This window comes from Microbispora hainanensis, from assembly GCF_006874475.1.
GTDB classification, from domain to species: Bacteria; Actinomycetota; Actinomycetes; order Streptosporangiales; family Streptosporangiaceae; genus Microbispora; species Microbispora hainanensis.
In genome coordinates this window covers 25537-43861 of sequence record NZ_VIRM01000017.1, presented here as the reverse complement: position 1 = coordinate 43861, position 18325 = coordinate 25537, and the positions used below count along the sequence as shown (strand labels likewise).

Genomic DNA, 18325 nt, shown 5'->3' with positions numbered 1-18325 from the left:
GTCCATTCCGGCCGTCGCCGTTCGTCGGTTCGTCGTACCGGACATGATGGGATACCGGCCCGAGGAGGACGCATGAAGTATGTGCTGCTGATCTGCGGCGACGAGTCGGCGGCGGAGCACGCCGACGACGGGTGCGGCGGGTGGTCGGAGAAGATGGCCGAGCGCGGCGTGCTCCGGGGCGGCGCCGGGCTGCGCCCGCCGAGCGACGCCACCACGCTGCGGGTGCGCGAGGGCGAGGTGCTGCTGTCGGACGGGCCGTTCGCCGAGACCAAGGAGCAGCTCGGCGGGTTCTGCCTGATCGAGTGCGCCGACCTGGACGAGGCCATCGAGATCGCCGCCGCCCATCCCGCCGCGGCGTACGGCACGATCGAGATCCGGCCGCTCGTCGACCTGTGACGCCGCCGGTCGAGGCCGCCGTCGACCGGGCCTTCCGGGAGGAGTGGGGGCAGGTCGTGGCCACCCTCATCCGCTGGACCGGCGACTGGGATCTGGCCGAGGAGTGCGCGCAGGACGCCTTCGCCCTGGCCCTGCGCACCTGGCGGCGGGACGGCGTGCCGCGCAGGCCCGGGGCGTGGCTGACCACCGCCGCGCGCAACCGGGCCGTGGACCTGCTGCGCCGCGAGGCCACCGGCGCCGCCAAGCTACGGGAGGTGGCGGGCGTGCTCAGGACAGGTGACGACGCCGTCGGCGGCGACGACCCGGACGTGCCGGACGACCGGTTGCGGCTGATCTTCACCTGCTGCCATCCGGCGCTCGCGCTGGAGGCCAGGGTGGCGCTGACGCTGCGTACCCTCGCCGGGCTCGGCACGGCCGAGATCGCCCGGGCGTTCCTGGTCGGAGAGCAGGCGATGGCCAAGCGGCTGGCCCGGGCCAAGCAGAAGATCAGGTACGCGGGCATCCCCTATCGGGTGCCGCCCGCCCACCTGCTGCCCGAGCGCCTCCCGGCAGTGCTCGCCGTGGTGTATCTGCTGTTCAACGAGGGCTACTCGGCGACGGCCGGCGCCGATCTCGTACGGCACGACCTCGCGGACGAGGCGATCCGCCTGGCCCGGGTGCTGGTGCGTCTGATGCCGGACGAGCCGGAGGCGGCGGGCCTGCTCGCGCTGATGCTGCTGCACCACGCGCGCCGCGCCGCCCGCCTCGACGAGGCCGGCGACCTGGTGGTGCTGGAGGACCAGGACCGCGGCCGGTGGGACGACGGCCAGATCGCCGAGGGCGTGGCCCTGCTCGACGGCACGCTGCGGCGGGGGCGGCCCGGCCCCTACCAGGTGCAGGCCGCCATCGCCGCCTGCCACGCGACGGCGGCGCGCCCGGAGGACACCGACTGGGCGCAGATCGCCGTCCTTTACGAACGGCTCGCCCGGCTGGTCCCCTCGCCCGTCGTGGAGCTGAACCGCGCGGTGGCGGTCGGCATGGCGTACGGCCCCGCCGCGGGCCTGGCGCTGGTCGACGCCCTGCGGGAGACGGGCGCCCTGGCCGGCTATCACCTGCTGCCCGCCGCCCGCGCCGACCTGCTGCGCCGCCTGGGCCGTACGGCCGAGGCCGCCGACGCCTACCGGGAGGCGGCCGGCCTGGCCACCACCGACGCCGAGCGCCGCTACCTCGCCCGCCGCCTCGCCGCCCTCGGCTGACCCTGACACGCTGACATCGGCTGGACGGCCCGTGTGTCTGGCACGGGTGTCAGGCACGGGTGTCAGGCACGGTGTCAGGCTCGGTAGCAGTCCGCCAGGGCCGCGAACGCGGCCTTCGGTTCCCAGGGCAGGCCGGGGTAGGCCGTGCCCGGACGGTCCTCCAGCACCTTCACCACGCCGCAACTGGCCATGTCGTAGTCCGTACGGGGATCGTCCCGGTGGGGCAGGTCATATCGGGCGAAGGTGTACCAGAAGGCGGCGTCCACTCCCTCGTCGTCGAGGATTCCCAGCACCTCGCGGAGGTAGGCCGCCTGCTCGTGCTCGTCGCGGACGTGGTCGCCGGTCAGCCCGGCCGCCGCGCCGTCCGCGCCCCACTCGACGATCGAGTCGCCGCGCTCGCCCAGGTCGGCCGCGCCGCGGTGGGTGACGCACCCGAACTCGGTGATCGCCACGGGCTTGCCCTGTGCCTTTCCCTGGGCGACGAAGGCACGGATGTTGTCCCGATAGTGGGCCGCGGTGGCGGCCGACCGATAGCCGGCGTCGGTGGCGATGATGTCGAAGGGGGTCCAGTCCACCTGTTCGAGCGGGATCGAGCAGTAGCCGATCGGGCCGCCGAACCGCTCGCGGGCCACCCCGACCGCCTCACGGAGGAAGGCGTTGACGCGGCCGGGCAGCAGGGGGAGCGCCTCGCGCAGGGTCTCCGGCCGGGCCAGCAGGGGCATCCGGTCCGCGAACGTGGCGCCGGGCAGGAACCCGTCGGTGAACAGGCTCACCTCCGAGCCGGTGGCCAGCACGACCTCCGCACCATCGCGGCGCAGCCTCTCGGCGTGCTCGGCACAGTCGGCGATCACGGCGAGCAGTTCGGCAGTGGTGATGTCGCAGGTGAACGGGCACAGCCAGACGTCCAGGCCGGCCTCGGCGGCGCGGGTGGCCGCCGCCTTGAGCCGTCCAGGGTCGCCGCCCGTGATCCGTACGGCGGTGCAGTGCAGGTCCTCACGGATGACGCGCATCTCCCGTTCGACCACGTCGAGGTCGAACGGCTCCCGGGTGCTGCGCCCGGCGGCGCGGGCGGCCGCGTCCGCGAAGCCGGTGTCGAAGTTGATGCCCTTGCCGTTCATGTCGCGTTGTTCCCTTCCGGACGTTCGGAGTTCCCGGGCGGCCTTCCGGGCGGAGTCCCGGGCGGCGCGGGCGGCTGGGGCGGCTGGGGCGGCTTGGCCGAGAAGACGCAGGACAGGGTGCGTCGCAGGACGGCGGCGAAGGGCTCGGTGTTCCCCGGTTCGAGCCAGTGCCGTCCCGCCACGCGTACGGCGCCGGTGATCGCGGCGGCCATGACGGCGGGGTACACGTCGCGTGCGAGGTCGGTGCCGGTGCGCGCCGCGATCGCCTCGGCGAGCGGCCCCTCCGCCATGCTGAACGCCTTGAGCGCCTCGCCTTCCAGTTCGGGCGTCATCATGATCATCCGAAGGCCCGCCTTGTCGGGCTCGGGGTCGGTGTAGAGCCCGACCACGGCCGCGGTGACCGCCTGGTCCAGCGGCTCGCCGGCGGGCCGCGCGCGCAGCGCCTGCCCGGCGCGCCTGGACTGGTCGGCCTGGAAGGCGCAGATCGCCTCCTCCCTGCTGGAGAAGTAGTTGTTGTAGGTGCGGGGCGACACACCCGCCGCCGTGGCGATGTCGTGGACCCGCACGAGGGCGAGCCCGTGGGGACCCCGCTCGATGGCCAGGCGCAGCGCGGCCCGGCCGATCGCCTCCCGGGTGGCCTGCTTGTTGCGGGCCCGGAGGTCCATGCCGTCGTCGTTCACGCGGCGACCCTAGGGGAAATTGCGCGCCGCGCACAAGATGCGTGCCACGCAACCAATGCGCGTACGGCAGGCAGGTGTCCATCCGGCGCGCGCCCGTTCGTCGGGAGGGCGTACGGACGGACACGACCGGAAGGGCGACGAACGAATGGACACCGACATCCGGCACCAAATCGCGGCCGAACGCCGCGAACTGGCCGACCTGCTGAGCGAGCTGCCGCCGCGGTCATGGGACGCGCCCTCGCTGTGCGCGGGGTGGCGGGTGCGTGAGGTAGTGGCTCACATGACGATGCCCTACCGGCACTCCGGGCTGAGCGTGGTGGCCGGTCTCGTCAGGGCCCGCGGGAACTTCGACCGGCTGGCCGACCGCCTCGCCCGCCGGGACGCGGCGGCGCTCGGCCCGCGAGAGCTGACCGCGTGCCTGCGGGACAACGCCGAGCACCCCTGGCGGCCTCCGGGCGGCGGCTACGCGGGCGCGCTGTCGCACGACGTCATCCACGGCATGGACGTCACCGTGGCGCTCGGGATCGACCGGCGGGTGCCCGGCGACCGACTGCGCGTCCTGCTCGACAACGCGCTGTCCCCCCGGAGCCGCAGATATTTCGGCGTCGACCTGGACGGCGTCGAACTGCGCGCCGACGACGTCGACTGGTCGCTCGGAACGGGCACCCCGTTGTCCGGCGCGGCGCAGGACCTGGTGCTGGTCCTGTGCGGCCGCCGGCTGCCCGAGGGCCGGCTGCGCGGCGAACCCGCCGCCCGCTTCACCCACTTCGTCCACTGAACGCGCTACTCCGGCCGTTGATCGCACCAGATGAAGAGGTCTGTGCACTTTCGGGCGCCAAGAGCGCTAACGTGCTCGGGATCACAGACCTCTCCGGCCGGGGCGAAGAGGCTCCCGGAGGGGACTTCTCCGCCTTGAGACCGCTGGAGGCCGCTCGATGTCGTCCCACCCCGCTTCCGTCTCCGGGGCCGTCGCCCCCGACCCGCTGATCAGGAAGCACCGCACCGCCGGCGCCACGCTCACCGTGACCGCGAACGGCGCGCCCCTCGCCGGTCAGGAGGTGGTCGTCGCGCAGCGCCGACACAAGTTCCTGTTCGGCTGCATCGGATTCGACTTCATCCCCCTGGCCAACGGCGAGACCACGACGGACAGCGGCGGGCAGCGGTCGCTCGGCGAGGCCCCGGCGTCCGGGTCCCAGCAGGTCGCCGACCTGTGGTTCGACCTGTTCAACTTCGCCACGCTGCCCTTCTACTGGGGGCAGTTCGAGCCGGTCCGGGGACGGCCGAACACCGAGCGGCTCCTCACCACGGCGCGGTGGTTCGCCGACCGGGGTGTCGTGGTCAAGGGGCACCCGCTCGCCTGGCACACCGAGACCGCCGGCTGGCTGATGGACCTGTCGAACGCCGAGATCGCCAAGGCCCAGGTGGACCGGATCCGGCGCGACATGACCGACTTCGCGGGCGTCATCGACATGTGGGACGTCATCAACGAGGTCGTCATCATGCCGATCTTCGACAAGTACGACAACGGCATCACCCGGATCTGCCGCGAGATCGGCCGGATCCCGATGGTCCGGATGGTCTTCGACGCGGCCCGCGAGGCCAACCCCCACGCCACGCTGCTGCTCAACGACTTCGACATGTCCGCCGCGTACGAGTGCCTGATCGAGGGCGTGCTGGAGGCGGGCATCAAGATCGACGTACTCGGTCTGCAGAGCCACATGCACCAGGGCTATTGGGGCGAGGAGAAGACGCTCGCCACGATCGACCGCTTCGCGCGGTATGGCCTGCCCATCCACTTCACCGAGACGACGATCGTCTCCGGCCACATCATGCCGGAGGAGATCGTCGACCTGAACGACTACCAGATCCCCGAGTGGCCGACCACGCCCGAGGGCGAGGCCCGCCAGGCCGACGAGGTCGTACGCCACTACAAGACCCTGCTGTCCCACCCGGCCGTGGAGGCCATGACTTACTGGGGCCTGTCGGACGGCGGCTGGCTCGGCGCGCCGGGCGGCTTCGTCCGCGCCGACGGCACCCCCAAGCCGTCGTACGACGCCCTGCGCTCGCTCATCAAGGGCGAGTGGTGGCTGCCGCCGACGACGATGGTCACCGACGCGGACGGCCGCGTCCGGTTCGACGGCTTCCTCGGTGAGTACGAGATCACGGCCGGCGGCCGTTCTGTCACGTTCACGCTGGACGAGCCCGGAGACGCCGAGGTGTCCGTGTCCCTCTGAAGCAGCGCTTCCGAAAGCGGCCCGGTCGGTGTCAGAGACGGCGGATGACCGGCCCGGAATCGGTCCGTCAGTGTCAGGGACGGCGGGCGTTGTGGAAGCGGCCCAGTCCCCGGGGTCAGGGACGGCGGGCGGCCGTTCCCGGCGCGAGGCGGCCGGCGAGGAATTCGAGCGCCGCGACGACCTCGGCGACCTGCGCCGGGTCGTCAGTGCCCAGCGCCGCGGCGAGGGGCCCCTCGATCCCGGCCGCCCGCACCGCCTCCACGCGTGCCGGCTGCCTCGGCGCCTGCCTGATCAGGACCCGTCGGCGGTCGGCCGGATCGGGGGCCGTCACGACCACCCCGGCCTCCTTCAGCCGGGTGACGGCTCCCGACACCGCGCTCTGCGGCAGACCCGTACGGGCCGCGATCTCCCCGACGGAGGTCTCCGGGTGGGCGCGCAGGTCGGCGACGACCACCAGCACGGTCCGGACGCTGGCGGCCTGCGTCGCTTTCGACGGGGTGATGTCCCCGACCGGCATGGCCTCTTCGCCGATCTTCATCAGGGTCCTGCCGAGCAGGAAGAGGTCGACTCCGTTCACCGCTCCACAATACATCAAACTTGATGCATTAGATTTGATGGATTATCGTCCGGATCACCCGATCCGAGAGGACGACCCCATGAACGGCATGCTCCGCACGAACGGCGCCGCCATCCACTACGAGGTGCACGGCGCCGGGCCCACGCTCCTCATCTCGCAGAGCGGGGAGGGCGACGCGGACCGCACCGCCGACCTGGTCCGCCACCTCGCCGGAGACCACACCGTCATCACCTACGACCGGCGCGGCCTGTCGCGCAGCAGCCTCGACGACCCCGGCCGCGACCATGGCCGACCACGTGGACGACGTCCACCGCCTGCTCTCCGCCATGACCGACCAGCCGGTGCACATGCTCGGATGCAGCTTCGGCGCGGCCATCGGGCTGCGCCTGGCCGTCGAGCACCCCGGACGGCTCGCCACCCTGATCGCGCACGAGCCGGTGGTCCCCTCGCTCCTCCCCACCGCCGCCGAACGCGTACGTCACGTACGCGAGCTGAAGGAGCTGCAGGACCTCTACCGTGAGCGCGGGCTCGCCGACGCGGTCGTCAAGATCGCCGAGGTGCTGGGCATCGACCCCGCCGCCCAGGACACCGAGCCCGGGCTGACCCCGTTTCCACTGGACGACCGGCGGCGGGCCGGCTTCGACTTCTTCATCCGCAACGACTTCACCGCGATCGTCCGCGACACACTGGACATCGCCGCGCTGAGGGACACGCCGGTCCGCGTCGTCCCGGCGTTCGGCCGCACCACGCCCCGGCACGTCTTCGACTACCGGTGCGCGCGGGAGCTCGCCGCACTCCTTGGAGTCGAGGCACGGGAGTTCCCCGGCGGGCACAACGGCAACACCACCCACCCCCGTGCGTACGCCGCGCGCGTCCGCGAGCTCCTGCCCGGTTGAACCGCGGAACGCGCTGTCCTCCACAATGGTGGCGAGACGGCTCCATACGGACATCAAAGGCAGGTGGACCGGCCCCGGGTGTCCGGGTGACGGACGCTCTTGACGGTGGATGACGTCGCACTCTAAGTTGCTCCCGGAAATCGACAATTTTCACAAATTTCCCGAAAGTTTTGGGTCGTCCGACATCCGCCGGTTGCGGCGCGGCCCGTCACCGCCACACGACTCGGAGTCCGCGTGAAGGTCCTCTACATCGGTGGCACCGGAACGATCAGCTCGGCCTGTGTGGCCGAGTCGGTGCGCCGGGGCCTTGACGTCCACGTGCTCAACCGGGGCCGGACCTCCCGGCGCCGTCCCCTGCCCGAGGGCGTCACGTCGCTTACCGCCGACGTGCGGGACCACGACGCGCTGCGCCGCGTCCTGGCAGCAAGCGCGTACGACTGCGTCGTCGACTTCCTCGGCTTCACCGCCGGGGACGCCGCGGCGATGGTGGACCTGCTGGACGGCCACACCGCCCAGTACGTCTACATCAGCAGCGCGTCCATCTACCACAAGCCGGTGCGGCGGGCGCCGATCACGGAGTCGACCACCCGGCGCAACCCCTACCTCGCGTACGCCCGGGACAAGATCGCGGCCGAGGACGTCCTGCGCCGCGCCTACGACGAGCGCGACTTCCCCGTGACGATCGTCCGCCCCTCGCACACCTACGACGACGCGCACCCGCCGCTGCCCGGCGACTGGACGGCATGGGACCGGGTCGCCCGCGGCGACGCGATCGTGGTGCCCGGCGATGGCACCAACCTGTGGACCCTCACGCACGCCGACGACTTCGCCGTCGGCCTCGTCGGTCTGATCGGCGCCTGGCAGGCGATCGGCGAGGACTTCCACATCACCTCCGACGAGGCGCTGACCTGGAACGAGATCTACGAGGTCATCGGGCGGACGGCCGCGACGCCGGCCCGGCTCCTCCACCTGCCCGCCGAGTTCCTGCCGCGGATCGCGCCCGACTGGTTCTGGTCCGACCTGATCGTCGGCGACCTCCAGCACACCGCCGTGTTCGACACCACGAAGATCAGGCGGTTCGTCCCGTCGTTCCGGCCGGTCGTCACCTGGCCGGAGGGGGCACGGCGGCTGCACGCCTGGCGGTCCGCCCACCTGGAGGAGACCCGGCCCGACGCCGCGACCGACGCGGTGCTGGCCCGTCTGGCGGAAGGACACCGGCTCGCCTCGGCGGCCGTGGCCCGGCTGGCCCCCGGTCAGGGCGACGGCTCGTGACGGAAGGACACCCTCTGATGCCCCTCGACTCGCTCGGCGGCCGTGGCCCGGCTGGCCCCCGGTCAGGGCGACGGCTCGTGACGGAAGGACACCCTCTGATGCCCCTCGACTCGCTCGGCGACCCGACGGTCCCCGACCCGGCGGTGCGCCGGCCGTTCGGGCGCACCGGCCTGGCGGTGACGCCGATCTGCGTCGGCACCAGCCCTCTGGCGAACATGCCGGGACTGTACGGATACGAGGTCGGCGAGCAGCGTGCGCGGGCCACGGTGGAAGCCGTGTTCGACGGGCCGTTCAACTTCCTCGACACCTCGAACAACTACGGCAACGGCAGCGCGGAGCGGCGCATCGGCGCCGTGGTCCGCGACCGCGGCGGCGTCCCCGCCGGGTTCGTCCTGGCCACCAAGGTCGACGCGGATCCCGACACCGGTGACTTCTCCGGGGAGCGCGTGCGCCGTTCGGCCGAGGAGAGCCTGGAGCGGCTCGGCGTCGGCAACGTGCCGCTGCTCTACCTGCACGACCCCGAATACCACATCACGTTCGAGGAGGCCATGGGCCCCGGCGGGGCGGTCGAGGCGCTGGTCGCGCTGCGCGACGCCGGCGTCGCCGATCACATCGGCATCGCGGGCGGCCCGATCGGCCTGATGCGCGACTTCGTCGCGACCGGCGCGTTCGACGCCGTGATCAGCCACAACCGCTGGACCCTGGTGAACCGCGAGGCCGATCCGCTGCTCGACGAGGCCTGCGAACGCGGCGTCGCCTTCGTCAACGGCGCGCCGTACGGCGGCGGGATGCTGGTCAAGGGGCCCGACGCCCAGCCCCGCTACTGCTATCGGGAGACCGGCGAGGCCGTCCGGGAGTCGGTCCGCGCCATGCAACGGGCGTGCGACGAGCACGGCGTGCCGCTCGCCGCCGCCGCGCTGCAGTTCTCGCTGCGCGACCCCAGGGTGGCGTCCACCATCGTCGGCCTCTCGGAACCCGAGCGGATGGAGGAGACGCTGCGCCTCGCCACCACCCCGATCCCGCCCGGCCTGTGGGACGAGCTCGACCGGCACCTGCCTTCTCCCCCCGCCTGGCTCGACTGACCGCCGGGGTGGACCCCGGCGAGAGGGGCGGTCACAGGAGACCGGCGTCGCGCACCTTCATCGCCACCTGGACGCGGTTGTCGGTGCCGAGCTTGGCGAAGATCCGGGTGACGTTCGCCTTCACGGTGGCGACGCTCATGTAGAGGCGTTCGGCGATCTCGGCGTTCGACCTGCCGTGGGCCACCTCGACCGCGACCTCGAGCTCCCGCTCGGTGAGCCGGCTCAGCTCCTCCCTCGCCTGCGGGAGGGACGGCCCGGATCCGCCGGTCGCCGCGGCGATCACCCGCCGGGCGACGCTCGGCGACAGCACCGGATCGCCCTTCGCCACGGCACGGACCACCTCGATCATCCGGGGCGGTGGGGTGTCCTTCAGCAGGAAGCCGTCTGCGCCGAGCCGCAGGGCCCGCAGCACCATGTCGTCGGCGTCGAACGTCGTGAGCACGAGGATCCGCGGCGGGCCGGGGCGGGCCCGCAGCAGCTCGGTGGTCGTCAGCCCGTCCTGGTTGGGCATCCGGATGTCCAGCAGCACCACGTCGGGACGCAGGTCGCGGATCACGTCCATCGCGCGCAGCCCGTCTTCGGCCTCCCCGACGATGTCGAAGTCGGGTTCGCCGCCGAGGATCAGGCGCAGCCCGGTCCGCACCATCGCGTCGTCATCCACTATCACCAGCCGGGTCACGATCCGCAGCCTCCCATGGCAATCGGACATCGAGAATGAACCGCCCGTCCTGGATCGTATGGCTAAGGGTGCCGCCGGCCATCCTCGTGCGCTCCGCCAGGCCCACCAGGCCCAGCCTGCCGCCGGGGCCGGGGTCCGTGCCGGGGCGCAGGGGGTTCGTCACCCGGATCCGCAGCTCCTCCCCCGGCCGCCCGCCGAGCTCGGCGGTGACCCTGGCGCCCGGCGCGTGCTTGCGCGCGTTGGTCAGCGCCTCCTGCACGATCCGGTAGGCGTGCCGGCCGGTGTGCGCGGGCAGCGACTCCCGGCCGTCGATGCTGTCGTCCACCTCGACGCGCTGACCGGCGGCGCGCACCTCGCCGAACAACGCCTCCAGATGGGTCAGGTCGGGCTGCGGCGCCTCCACGGCGCCGTCGTCGCGGAGCGTGCGCAGCACCGTACGCAGCTCGTTGAGCGACTGGTGCGCGTTCTCCTGGATGGCCAGCGCGGCCTCGCGCGTCTGCTCCGGGCCGAGGTCGGTGCGGTAGGCCAGGCCGCCGGCCAGCATCGCCAGCAGGGAGATCCGGTGCGCGAGCACGTCGTGCATCTCCTGGGCGATCTTGACGCGTTCCGCCAGCCGCGCCTGGTCGATACGCTGCCGCTGCTCACGCTCGGCGGCCCGCGCCCGCTCGCGCAGGGACAGCTCCAGATCGCGGCGTCCGCGCAGGTAGAGGCCGAACACGGTCAGCCCGCCGAGAATCGTCAGCCCCGTCACGAACGAGACGACCGTGGCCTGGTCGATGCCGCCGAGAGCCCCGCCGACCGCCAGGAACACCAGGTACGCGGCCGCGACCGGAACCGTCCGGCTCCACCGGCGATGGGTCACCAGGGACACGTACGCGACGAGAGCGGGGCCGGTCGCCGTGGACGAGAACGTGGTCAGCAGGGCGGTCGCCAGGGAGATCTGCCACGGCCACCGGCGCCGCCATCCCATCAGGACCAGCCCGGCCAGGCCGAGCATGGCGTCGATCAGCACCTGCGGGAGACGGTCGCCCTCCTGGAAGACGAGCCATGACAGCACGATGCCGTTGAAGAGCATCGGCACCACGGCGCACAGGTAACGCAGCGCGACACCCCACCTGTCCAAGGGTGGCTGGTAGTCCGGTCGGCCGTGCACAGCCCCACAGCTTAGGGACCGCATCGGACAGCTTTTAGCGACCTGGGTCGACCTGTGGACAACCCCGGGTATCGCTCCGGGGCGACATGCCTGGCCCCGCGTCGAGGCGCGCCGGACCCCGGTCCGATGCGGCGGCGTCCGTCCTCGCGGTGGACTGGACGGCGTGATCGAGTTCAGAAACGTCAGCAAGATGTACGGGAAGGTGCGAGCGCTCGACGACGTGTCCTTCACCGTCGGGGCCGGGAGCGTCACCGGCTTCCTCGGGCCCAACGGCGCCGGGAAGTCGACCGCCCTGCGCATCCTGGTGGGACTCGCCCGCCCCACCTCTGGTTCGGCGACCGTGCTCGGCCTGCCGTACGCCGAGATGGGCTGCCCGGGCCTGCGGGTCGGCACCCTGCTCGACGCGGGGGCCCGGCATCCGGGCCACACCGGCAGGGAGGTCCTGACACTCGGCGCGATGACCCTCGGACTGCCGCGGACGCGGGCCGGCGAGGTGCTCGACCTGGTGGGCCTGACCGAACGGGAGAGCCGGCGGACGATCGGCGGCTACTCGCTCGGGATGCGGCAGCGGCTCGGTATCGCGCACGCACTGCTCGGCGACCCCGAGGTGCTCGTCCTGGACGAACCCGCCAACGGCCTCGACCCTCAGGGCATCCATTGGATGCGCGGGCTGCTGCGCCACCTCGCGGACTCCGGGTGCGCCGTGCTGCTCAGCTCCCACCTGTTGCACGAGGTGGAGCAGGTGGCGGACAACATCGTGATGATCGGCCGTGGACGCGTGCTCGCCCAGGGCACGGTCGAGGAGCTGAGCCGGGGACGCGGTCTCGAACAGACCTTCCTCGAACTGACCGCGCACACCGACCGGGGCCCGGGCACCGGCACGTACCCCGGCGGCGGCATGTTCCCGGGCGCGGGCACGCACCCGGGCACCGACGCGGGCCGGGGCGCCGCATGATTCGCGTCGGCCACCACCCCAACGACGCGAGCCGAGGTGCCCGCACCGGCTACCACCCCGCGGAGATCACGGGGACCGCGCCGGGCCCCGTCACAAAGGACGACACGATGAACGACACGATGGACGACACGATGAACGCCGACCGTCCGATCCCGTTCCGCAGGCTGCTCGCGGTCGAAGCCCGCAAGCTCGCCGACACCCGCAGCGGAAAGATCATCACTGTGGTCATGGTCGGGCTGGTGGTCGCGTCGGTCGCCGCGCGCGGCACGGTCGCCGGGCCGAAGCCGCAGACCCTGGCGGCCACCGCCGGGATCGCCCTCGGCACCCTGCTCCCGGTGCTCGCCATCCTCACCATGACCGGCGAGTGGGCGCATCGCACGGCGCTGACCACCTTCGCGCTCGAACCGCGCCGCCATCGCGTCCTCGCCGCCAAGAGCGTGCCGCCCCTGGTCGCGGCGGTGGCGCTCTCTCTGCTCGCCATGCTGGTCGCGGTGCCGGTCACGGCCGTCGTGGCCCAGGCCGGCGGCGGCCCCGCCGATTGGGACATACAGCCGCTCTGGCTGCTCGGCTGGACCGGCGTGAACGTGCTCATGGCCGCGCAGGGCCTCGCCCTGGGCACGCTGCTCCTCAACGCGCCCGCCGCGATCGTGATCAGCCTGTCGACGCCGGTCCTGTGGGCCGTCGTCGGCAGACTCGGCTCGGCCGGCGCCGCCCTCGCCGAGTGGCTCGACCTCAACACCACCGCCGCCCCTCTCGCGAGCGGCGGCATGACCTGGGGCGAGGGAGCCCGGCTCGCCACGTCGGCCGTCTTCTGGATCGTCCTGCCCATGGCCGCCGGGGTGGTCCGCGTGCTCCGCAAGGAGGTGACCTGACCGGCCGCGCCCCGGCTGCGGCCCGGCCGTGGGCTGCAGCCCGTCGAGGAGCCTGGCGACGCGGACGGTCTCCGCGCCCTGGACGCCTGACCGGCCTCGGCCGCGAGCTATAACCCGTCGAGGAGCGCGGCGACGCGGACGGTCTCCGCGCCCTGGACGCCTGACCGGCCTCGGCCGCGAGCTACAGCCCGTCGAGGAGCGCGGCGACGCGGTCGGTCTCCGCGGCCAGGAGGTGCTCCGGCACCGGTTCGAAGAGCTCGACGACCGGCCGCCCCTCCTTGGCCTCCCACACCCCCGCCACCCGGCCCCGGTGGATCACCACAGGCGAGATCCACCCCGCCGCCCGGCTCACCTTGGGCCGTACGGACGCCGGCAGGAGCGGCTCCAGATCACGCGGCGCCCCGAGGATGAACTGGTCGAAGCCGGGCAGCAGATGCACGTCCTCGGACGGCGGGCAGGCCAGCAGGTCGTCGAGCAGCTCCGCCGGCAGCACGGCGGGCATGCCCTCCACCTCGACCTGCGCGAGCTCACCCTCCAGCTCCCCGAACCAGCCGCGCAGCACGGCCTTCGGCGTGAGGCCGCGGAACAGCCACGCGTCGAACATCCGGGGGGTGGCCGGGCCGTGGGCGCCGAGAAAGGCGCGGAGCACCCGCGCTCCCCCTTCCTCCGGCGAGAGCGCCTCTCCCCGGCCGCCCGGTAGCCAGTCGGCCGGGCTGGTGAAGGTGACCCTGCGGTCGCGCGGCGGGCCGTAGCACAGCTCGCCCAGGAAGCTGAGCGGCTTGAGCAGCGCGCCCCAGCCGGACGTGAGAGCCTCGCGCAGATGGGCGTCCCCGGTCACCTCGATGACCGCCTCGACCAGTTCCTCACGGGTCAGCGCCCGGCCGGACAACGCCTGCGGAACGGCGTCCATGAGGGCCGCGATCTCCCGCGCGGCCACCCCGTGACCGCGCTGCCAGGAGGCTCTCTCCCAGAACCGGAGCGCCCCGAGGGCGGCGCGATAGGCGGGGAACTCGTCGGCCGGGAGGAGATGGAGCGTGCCGCGCATCGTCCAGGTCTTGACCAGCGTGCGGTCCCGCCACAGGGCGTCCTCGATCTCTCCCGGACGCGGGCTCGCGTGCCGTACGGCCACGGCGAGCGCCGCCGACGAGGCGACCTGTGCCTGCACCCCGCACAGCCGCCGGACGATCGCCACCGCGTCACCGCCGCACGCGGGCTCGACGAACTGCCGTCTCAGCCTCCAGGCGAACACCTGCGCCCAGGTCGTCTCGGCAACCACGCCACACTTCTACACCTCGGGTACGACACATCGCGCACGCCGGGCACGGTCACGCGGGTTCTCCGCCGCCGCGATCTCGGGGCTAGAGTTGTCGCTCCCTGAAGGGACGGAGGGATCGGGAGGCAGTCGTGATGTTCCGCAGAGTCGCCGGGAAAGCGGCCGAGCCGCCGGTGGAACCCGTCGCCTGGACGGACGTCTGGGAGTTCGTCGTGAGCACGGTGGAACGCCCGGAGACGCCCAAGCGCAGAACGGCCACTCGGGGGGCCCGTGCGATACGGGTGCCCCGCGGAGGGAAGTCCGACAGGGTCTTCGCCCCATGCGCGTACGTCGCCTCGAGGCAGCTCACAGGACTGCCCGCCGCTCCGGATCTGACCCTCTTCGAGGACGCCGCACAGCAGCGCCTGCTCTGCTACATCGCGCCTGCGCAGGAGGTGGACGGAGAGCGCCACCACGTCGTGCACGACGGTCAGGGCCAGGTCATCGGCGCCGTGAAGCGGATCCCGCCGAAGCGTCCGTTCCGGCACACCTGGCGGATCGAGCAGCCGGGCCATCCGGAGATCACGGGGGCGCAACGAATGGGGTGAGCGGCGGCCTCAAGGACGTCGCCGGCCGGGCGGCCGAACGGTTGCTGCACGAGGCCCTCGACAGCATGCTCTCCGGCCCCGAGCTGTCCGACCGCGGCCGGGGACCCCGCTCGCTCGAATGGCGGTCCGGCGAGGAGATCGTGATGACGTCGGAGGGCGGCGCCCACGTCAGGATCCGCAAGGAATGGCTGGATCGGCGTCTCGCGTTCGCCTTCGCGCTCATCGGAGACGCCTGATCCGTCGCCGAAGATCCCTCAGGGGGGGTGGTCTGTGCGCCGCCACGGCGGCTCAGGAGCGGTGCTCGCGGCCGAGCCGGCGCAGGAGGTGGTCGCGGGCGGCGCGGTCGCCGGGGCCGCTTCGCTCCGCGAGGCGTTCCGCGACGTACCGGCGGTGGGCCTCGTCCACGTTCCCGCCGAACTTGAACTTGCCGTTGACCTTCTGGACGGCCAGCCGGAGCCCGCGGATGCCCGGCAGGCGCCGGTGATGCTCGGCGGGGTCGGCGAGATCGTGGTCCAGGTGGGCGAGCTGGGCACGCAGGATGCCGAGCTTGCCGTCCGGGTCGTCGACGATCTCCGCGTGACAGACCAGCTGGACGGCCGCGTAGTAGGTCGTGGGGACCCCGAGCCGAGGGTCCTCACCGGCGTCGGGCAGCGCCTTCCACGCCCCCTCGACGTACGCCCAGTCGCCGGCCACGGCCATGACCACGGCGGGGTTCTCCTCGATCGCCGGCCAGACGGGGTTCGGCCGGGCGAGGTGCAGCAGGATCGTGGACGCGTCGGTGAGGAGGAACTGCGTCGGCACGACCACCGGCACGTCGCGGTCACGTCCGGACGCGATGAGGTGGCCGAACTCGTTCGCGCGGACGAAGGCCAGCGCCTCCTCGTCCGTGCCGGCGTCCCAGGGGTGGATCAACACCCCTTCACTGTACGCACGGCCGCGGCCGGCGCTCGATCAGGGAGACCCGAGGCGCGGACCGGGTCCTACGCCGAGTCCGGCGTCCCTGGCGTGCGCCACCGCCGCGGCGCGATCGGAGACGCCGAGCGCCCCGGCGGGTCTTCCAGACCGCCCTCGTCACGGCCCACTCCGGAGCCGGCGCCCTCGCGGCGTTCCGCCTCGTACGGCTGCCGCGCCGCCGACGCGTCAGACGCGCCGCAGGAGCAGGGTGACGAAACCGAAGTTGCCCCGGTAGCCGCGGAGCCACATGTCGCGATGCTCCCGCATCACGGCGAGGGCCTGCTCACCATCGGGGCCCGGGTTGTCCGCGGCCCAGCGCGCCAGCGTGCCGGTCCACGACCACTCGTACTCGTCCCATTCCGCCAGGTCGCTCACGTGGGCATAGACGGTCAGCCACCCTTTGGACTCGGCGGCCTCCACCGTGCCCGCGAGGTCCGGATATTCGCCGATCGCCTCGGCGACCTCGGGAGCGGGAGGGCGTTCCCAGTAGCCCTCCCCCACGAGTGCGAGGCCGCCGGGCCGTACGAACCGGGCGAGCGCCTCCATCGTCTCCGTCAGCCCGCCGAAGGCGTGGGTCGAGCCCACGCACAGCGCCAGGTCGTACGGCCGGTCGGCCGTGAAGGCGTCGGCGGGCATCGTGTGCAGCGTCAGCCGGTCGGCCAGTCCCCGCCTGGCGGCCGCCTCGTTCGCGGACGCCACCGCGTGCGGCGAGGTGTCCACGCCGTCGGCGTGAGCGGCCGGGACGAGTTCGAGCGCCCGGAGCGACCACTCGGCCGCTCCGCATCCCAGGTCGATGATGCGGGCTCCCTCCGGCAGCGCGGCGCGGCGCAGCAGCAGGTCGAGGCTCGCGGCCGAGACGGGACCGGCGATGGGGTGGTCACGATGGGCGATGGCACTGAGCAGTTGTCGATCCACCTCGCCATCCTGTCGATCCCGGCTAAGCGCCCGCATCCGGTTATTTTGGGCACCGGACCGGGAGCCGGGCGGTTCAGCCGGTCCAGGAGCTGTTGAGGAAGGACATCAGCATCGGCACCATGAGCGGCCCGATCACCGTGGCGTAGACGATGATGACCGAATGGTGCCGGGCGCCCGCCCTGCCGACGAGCACCCACAGCGGCCACCACAGCAGCGCCGACCTGGGGATCGACATGTAGAACGTGGAGGTGACCAGCGCGCCCAGTTGCAGCCCGACGTAGACGAACTCGGCCCAGCGGCGGGTGACGAGCAGCCAGACGAGCAGCAGCACCCCGACGATCGCCGCCGCGATCTCGAGCCGGAACATCGGCCCGAACCCTTCGTCACCGCCGGTCGAGTCCCAGGTCGTGCGGAACGCCTCCCAGGGCCAGACCAGTGTCCGTCCCCATCCGGTCTGCTGCGCGTTGTTCCAGGCCAGCCAGTCACCCGTACGGGAGTACTGATAGGCGGCGTACGCGAAGAGCGGCGCGAACGGCAGCGCCAGCCAGGCTCCCCGCCGCCAGCCCGCCCAGCCGTCCCTCCGGACGCGGCTCACCACGAACTCGACGATCAGCGCGACGGCCAGGAACAGGCCGGTGATCCGTACGCAGGACGCCCCGGCGGCCAGGGCACAGGCCAGCGGCCAGGCACGGCGGCGGGCCGCCAGCCAGGCGGGCAGCGCGAAGGCGAGGAACAGCGCCTCGGAGTAACCGGCGAACAGGAAGACGGCGGGCGGGCTCAGCAGCAGCGCCACGACGGCCCAGCGGCCCGCACCGGCGGGCCCTTCGACGTCGGCGAGCCGGGCCAGCGCCACCACGGCCACCGCGCCGGCCACGAACGAGATGATCAGGCCGGCCAGGATCCAGTCGCCGACCACCAGATGCACCAGGCGCATCGCCAGCGGCATGCCGGGAAAGATGGCCGGCAGCCCGGGGTCGGGCTCCAGCTTCGGATCGCCGTCGTATCCGAACTCCGCGATCTTCCGGAACAGGCCGACGTCCCAGTGTTTCCACCGCTCCAGCAGGGGGGCGTGGTTCTGACCGGAGACGATAAGGGCTCCGTAGACCGCCACGAGGAGCATGCCCGCCCTGGTGCCCACCCACAGCAGCAGAGCGTCCCGGACGGTGGCGCTGCGCCGCAGCGGTTCGGCGGCGGTCTCGCCATCGGGGAGACCCTTGTGCCCGGCGGCCTCCGCGTCCGGCCCGGGTCGTTCCCCGCGTTCGGGGTCGTGCTCAGCTTCCTCGACGAAAGCCGTCACGTGCCGTCTCCTCTCGCGCCCGCCGGTCCTCGCCGCGCGGTGTCGCACCGCTTCGGAACACGGTGTCGCACCGCCCCGAAGCGGGTCCGCTCCCGGACCGCTGTCACTCCCTCTGGGCCGTACGCGGCGAGCGGCGGCCGCGCCCATGAT

Annotated in this window: 19 protein-coding genes and 1 pseudogene; 11 read left to right on the top strand and 9 right to left on the bottom strand. The window is 72.6% G+C overall.

Annotation, left to right across the window (positions count from 1 at the left end):
* The first annotated feature begins 72 nt into the window (after nt 1-72).
* On the top strand, nt 73-396 hold the full coding sequence (locus tag FLX08_RS16000) for a YciI family protein (protein ID WP_142619645.1): 324 nt from the start codon (nt 73-75) through the stop codon (nt 394-396).
* Nucleotides 393-1631 carry an RNA polymerase sigma factor gene (locus tag FLX08_RS15995; protein ID WP_142619644.1) on the top strand — a complete coding sequence of 413 codons (1239 nt, stop codon included), beginning with the start codon at nt 393-395 and terminating at the stop codon, nt 1629-1631. The genes FLX08_RS16000 and FLX08_RS15995 overlap by 4 nt, the downstream gene beginning before the upstream one ends.
* A gap of 74 nt (nt 1632-1705) precedes the next feature.
* Here FLX08_RS15995 and FLX08_RS15990 read toward each other — a convergent pair whose 3' ends face one another.
* Together FLX08_RS15990 and FLX08_RS15985 are read right to left on the bottom strand one after the other, a co-directional pair.
* Nucleotides 1706-2749, bottom strand: coding sequence for a hypothetical protein (locus FLX08_RS15990; protein WP_142619643.1), 1044 nt, complete (start codon nt 2747-2749; stop codon nt 1706-1708).
* The gene (locus FLX08_RS15985; protein WP_142619642.1) at nt 2746-3429 is read right to left on the bottom strand and encodes a TetR/AcrR family transcriptional regulator; all 684 of its coding nucleotides are present in this window, start codon (nt 3427-3429) and stop codon (nt 2746-2748) included. Before FLX08_RS15985 ends, FLX08_RS15990 begins: the two co-directional genes overlap by 4 nt.
* Before the next feature lie 145 nt (nt 3430-3574).
* Here FLX08_RS15985 and FLX08_RS15980 point away from each other — a divergent pair, with 145 nt between their 5' ends.
* Both FLX08_RS15980 and FLX08_RS15975 read left to right on the top strand, forming a co-directional pair.
* On the top strand, nt 3575-4207 hold the full coding sequence (locus tag FLX08_RS15980) for a maleylpyruvate isomerase family mycothiol-dependent enzyme (protein WP_142619641.1): 633 nt from the start codon (nt 3575-3577) through the stop codon (nt 4205-4207).
* A gap of 157 nt (nt 4208-4364) precedes the next feature.
* Nucleotides 4365-5663 (top strand): endo-1,4-beta-xylanase, encoded by a 1299-nt coding sequence (locus FLX08_RS15975; RefSeq protein WP_142619640.1) that lies wholly within the window; start codon nt 4365-4367, stop codon nt 5661-5663.
* Between the two features lie 115 nt (nt 5664-5778).
* On the opposite strand, the gene FLX08_RS15970 is transcribed toward FLX08_RS15975, so the two are convergent.
* The gene (locus FLX08_RS15970) at nt 5779-6240 is read right to left on the bottom strand and encodes a MarR family winged helix-turn-helix transcriptional regulator (protein ID WP_142619639.1); all 462 of its coding nucleotides are present in this window, start codon (nt 6238-6240) and stop codon (nt 5779-5781) included.
* 281 nt (nt 6241-6521) lie between these two features.
* On the opposite strand from FLX08_RS15970, the pseudogene FLX08_RS15965 reads away from it, so the two are divergent.
* The 3 genes and pseudogenes from FLX08_RS15965 to FLX08_RS15955 form a co-directional block, all read left to right on the top strand.
* A pseudogene (locus tag FLX08_RS15965) lies at nt 6522-7136 on the top strand (alpha/beta fold hydrolase); the annotation flags it as partial.
* A gap of 234 nt (nt 7137-7370) precedes the next feature.
* Nucleotides 7371-8408, top strand: coding sequence for an NAD-dependent epimerase/dehydratase family protein (locus tag FLX08_RS15960; RefSeq protein WP_208761490.1), 1038 nt, complete (start codon nt 7371-7373; stop codon nt 8406-8408).
* A 98-nt stretch (nt 8409-8506) separates the two neighbouring features.
* Nucleotides 8507-9490 carry an aldo/keto reductase gene (locus tag FLX08_RS15955; RefSeq protein WP_142619637.1) on the top strand — a complete coding sequence of 328 codons (984 nt, stop codon included), beginning with the start codon at nt 8507-8509 and terminating at the stop codon, nt 9488-9490.
* 31 nt (nt 9491-9521) lie between these two features.
* On the opposite strand, the gene FLX08_RS15950 is transcribed toward FLX08_RS15955, so the two are convergent.
* Nucleotides 9522-10169 carry a response regulator gene (locus FLX08_RS15950; RefSeq protein ID WP_244312678.1) on the bottom strand — a complete coding sequence of 216 codons (648 nt, stop codon included), beginning with the start codon at nt 10167-10169 and terminating at the stop codon, nt 9522-9524.
* The gene (locus FLX08_RS15945; protein WP_142619635.1) at nt 10144-11292 is read right to left on the bottom strand and encodes a sensor histidine kinase; all 1149 of its coding nucleotides are present in this window, start codon (nt 11290-11292) and stop codon (nt 10144-10146) included. The genes FLX08_RS15950 and FLX08_RS15945 overlap by 26 nt, the downstream gene beginning before the upstream one ends.
* Nucleotides 11293-11485: 193 nt before the next feature.
* Here FLX08_RS15945 and FLX08_RS15940 point away from each other — a divergent pair, with 193 nt between their 5' ends.
* Nucleotides 11486-12277 carry an ABC transporter ATP-binding protein gene (locus tag FLX08_RS15940; RefSeq protein WP_142619634.1) on the top strand — a complete coding sequence of 264 codons (792 nt, stop codon included), beginning with the start codon at nt 11486-11488 and terminating at the stop codon, nt 12275-12277.
* A 107-nt stretch (nt 12278-12384) separates the two neighbouring features.
* Complete coding sequence (locus tag FLX08_RS15935) at nt 12385-13149, top strand: ABC transporter permease (protein ID WP_142619633.1); 765 nt, start codon at nt 12385-12387, stop codon at nt 13147-13149.
* A 181-nt stretch (nt 13150-13330) separates the two neighbouring features.
* Here the strand turns inward: FLX08_RS15935 and FLX08_RS15930 are convergent, their stop codons facing one another.
* Complete coding sequence (locus FLX08_RS15930) at nt 13331-14425, bottom strand: winged helix DNA-binding domain-containing protein (protein WP_142619632.1); 1095 nt, start codon at nt 14423-14425, stop codon at nt 13331-13333.
* Nucleotides 14426-14553: 128 nt separating this feature from the next.
* Between FLX08_RS15930 and FLX08_RS15925 the strand changes: the two genes are divergently transcribed.
* Both FLX08_RS15925 and FLX08_RS15920 read left to right on the top strand, forming a co-directional pair.
* On the top strand, nt 14554-15009 hold the full coding sequence (locus FLX08_RS15925; protein WP_142619631.1) for a hypothetical protein: 456 nt from the start codon (nt 14554-14556) through the stop codon (nt 15007-15009).
* A complete protein-coding gene (locus FLX08_RS15920) occupies nt 15006-15245 on the top strand; it encodes a hypothetical protein (RefSeq protein WP_142619630.1) in 240 nt (79 codons plus the stop codon). The genes FLX08_RS15925 and FLX08_RS15920 overlap by 4 nt, the downstream gene beginning before the upstream one ends.
* Nucleotides 15246-15297: 52 nt before the next feature.
* On the opposite strand, the gene FLX08_RS15915 is transcribed toward FLX08_RS15920, so the two are convergent.
* The 3 genes from FLX08_RS15915 to FLX08_RS15905 form a co-directional block, all read right to left on the bottom strand.
* A complete protein-coding gene (locus FLX08_RS15915) occupies nt 15298-15924 on the bottom strand; it encodes an FMN-binding negative transcriptional regulator (protein ID WP_142619629.1) in 627 nt (208 codons plus the stop codon).
* A gap of 225 nt (nt 15925-16149) precedes the next feature.
* Nucleotides 16150-16878, bottom strand: a complete 729-nt coding sequence (locus tag FLX08_RS15910) for an SAM-dependent methyltransferase (RefSeq protein WP_142619628.1) — start codon at nt 16876-16878, stop codon at nt 16150-16152.
* A 73-nt stretch (nt 16879-16951) separates the two neighbouring features.
* Nucleotides 16952-18175 (bottom strand): mannosyltransferase family protein, encoded by a 1224-nt coding sequence (locus tag FLX08_RS15905; protein ID WP_244312677.1) that lies wholly within the window; start codon nt 18173-18175, stop codon nt 16952-16954.
* Between the last annotated feature and the right edge of the window lie 150 nt (nt 18176-18325).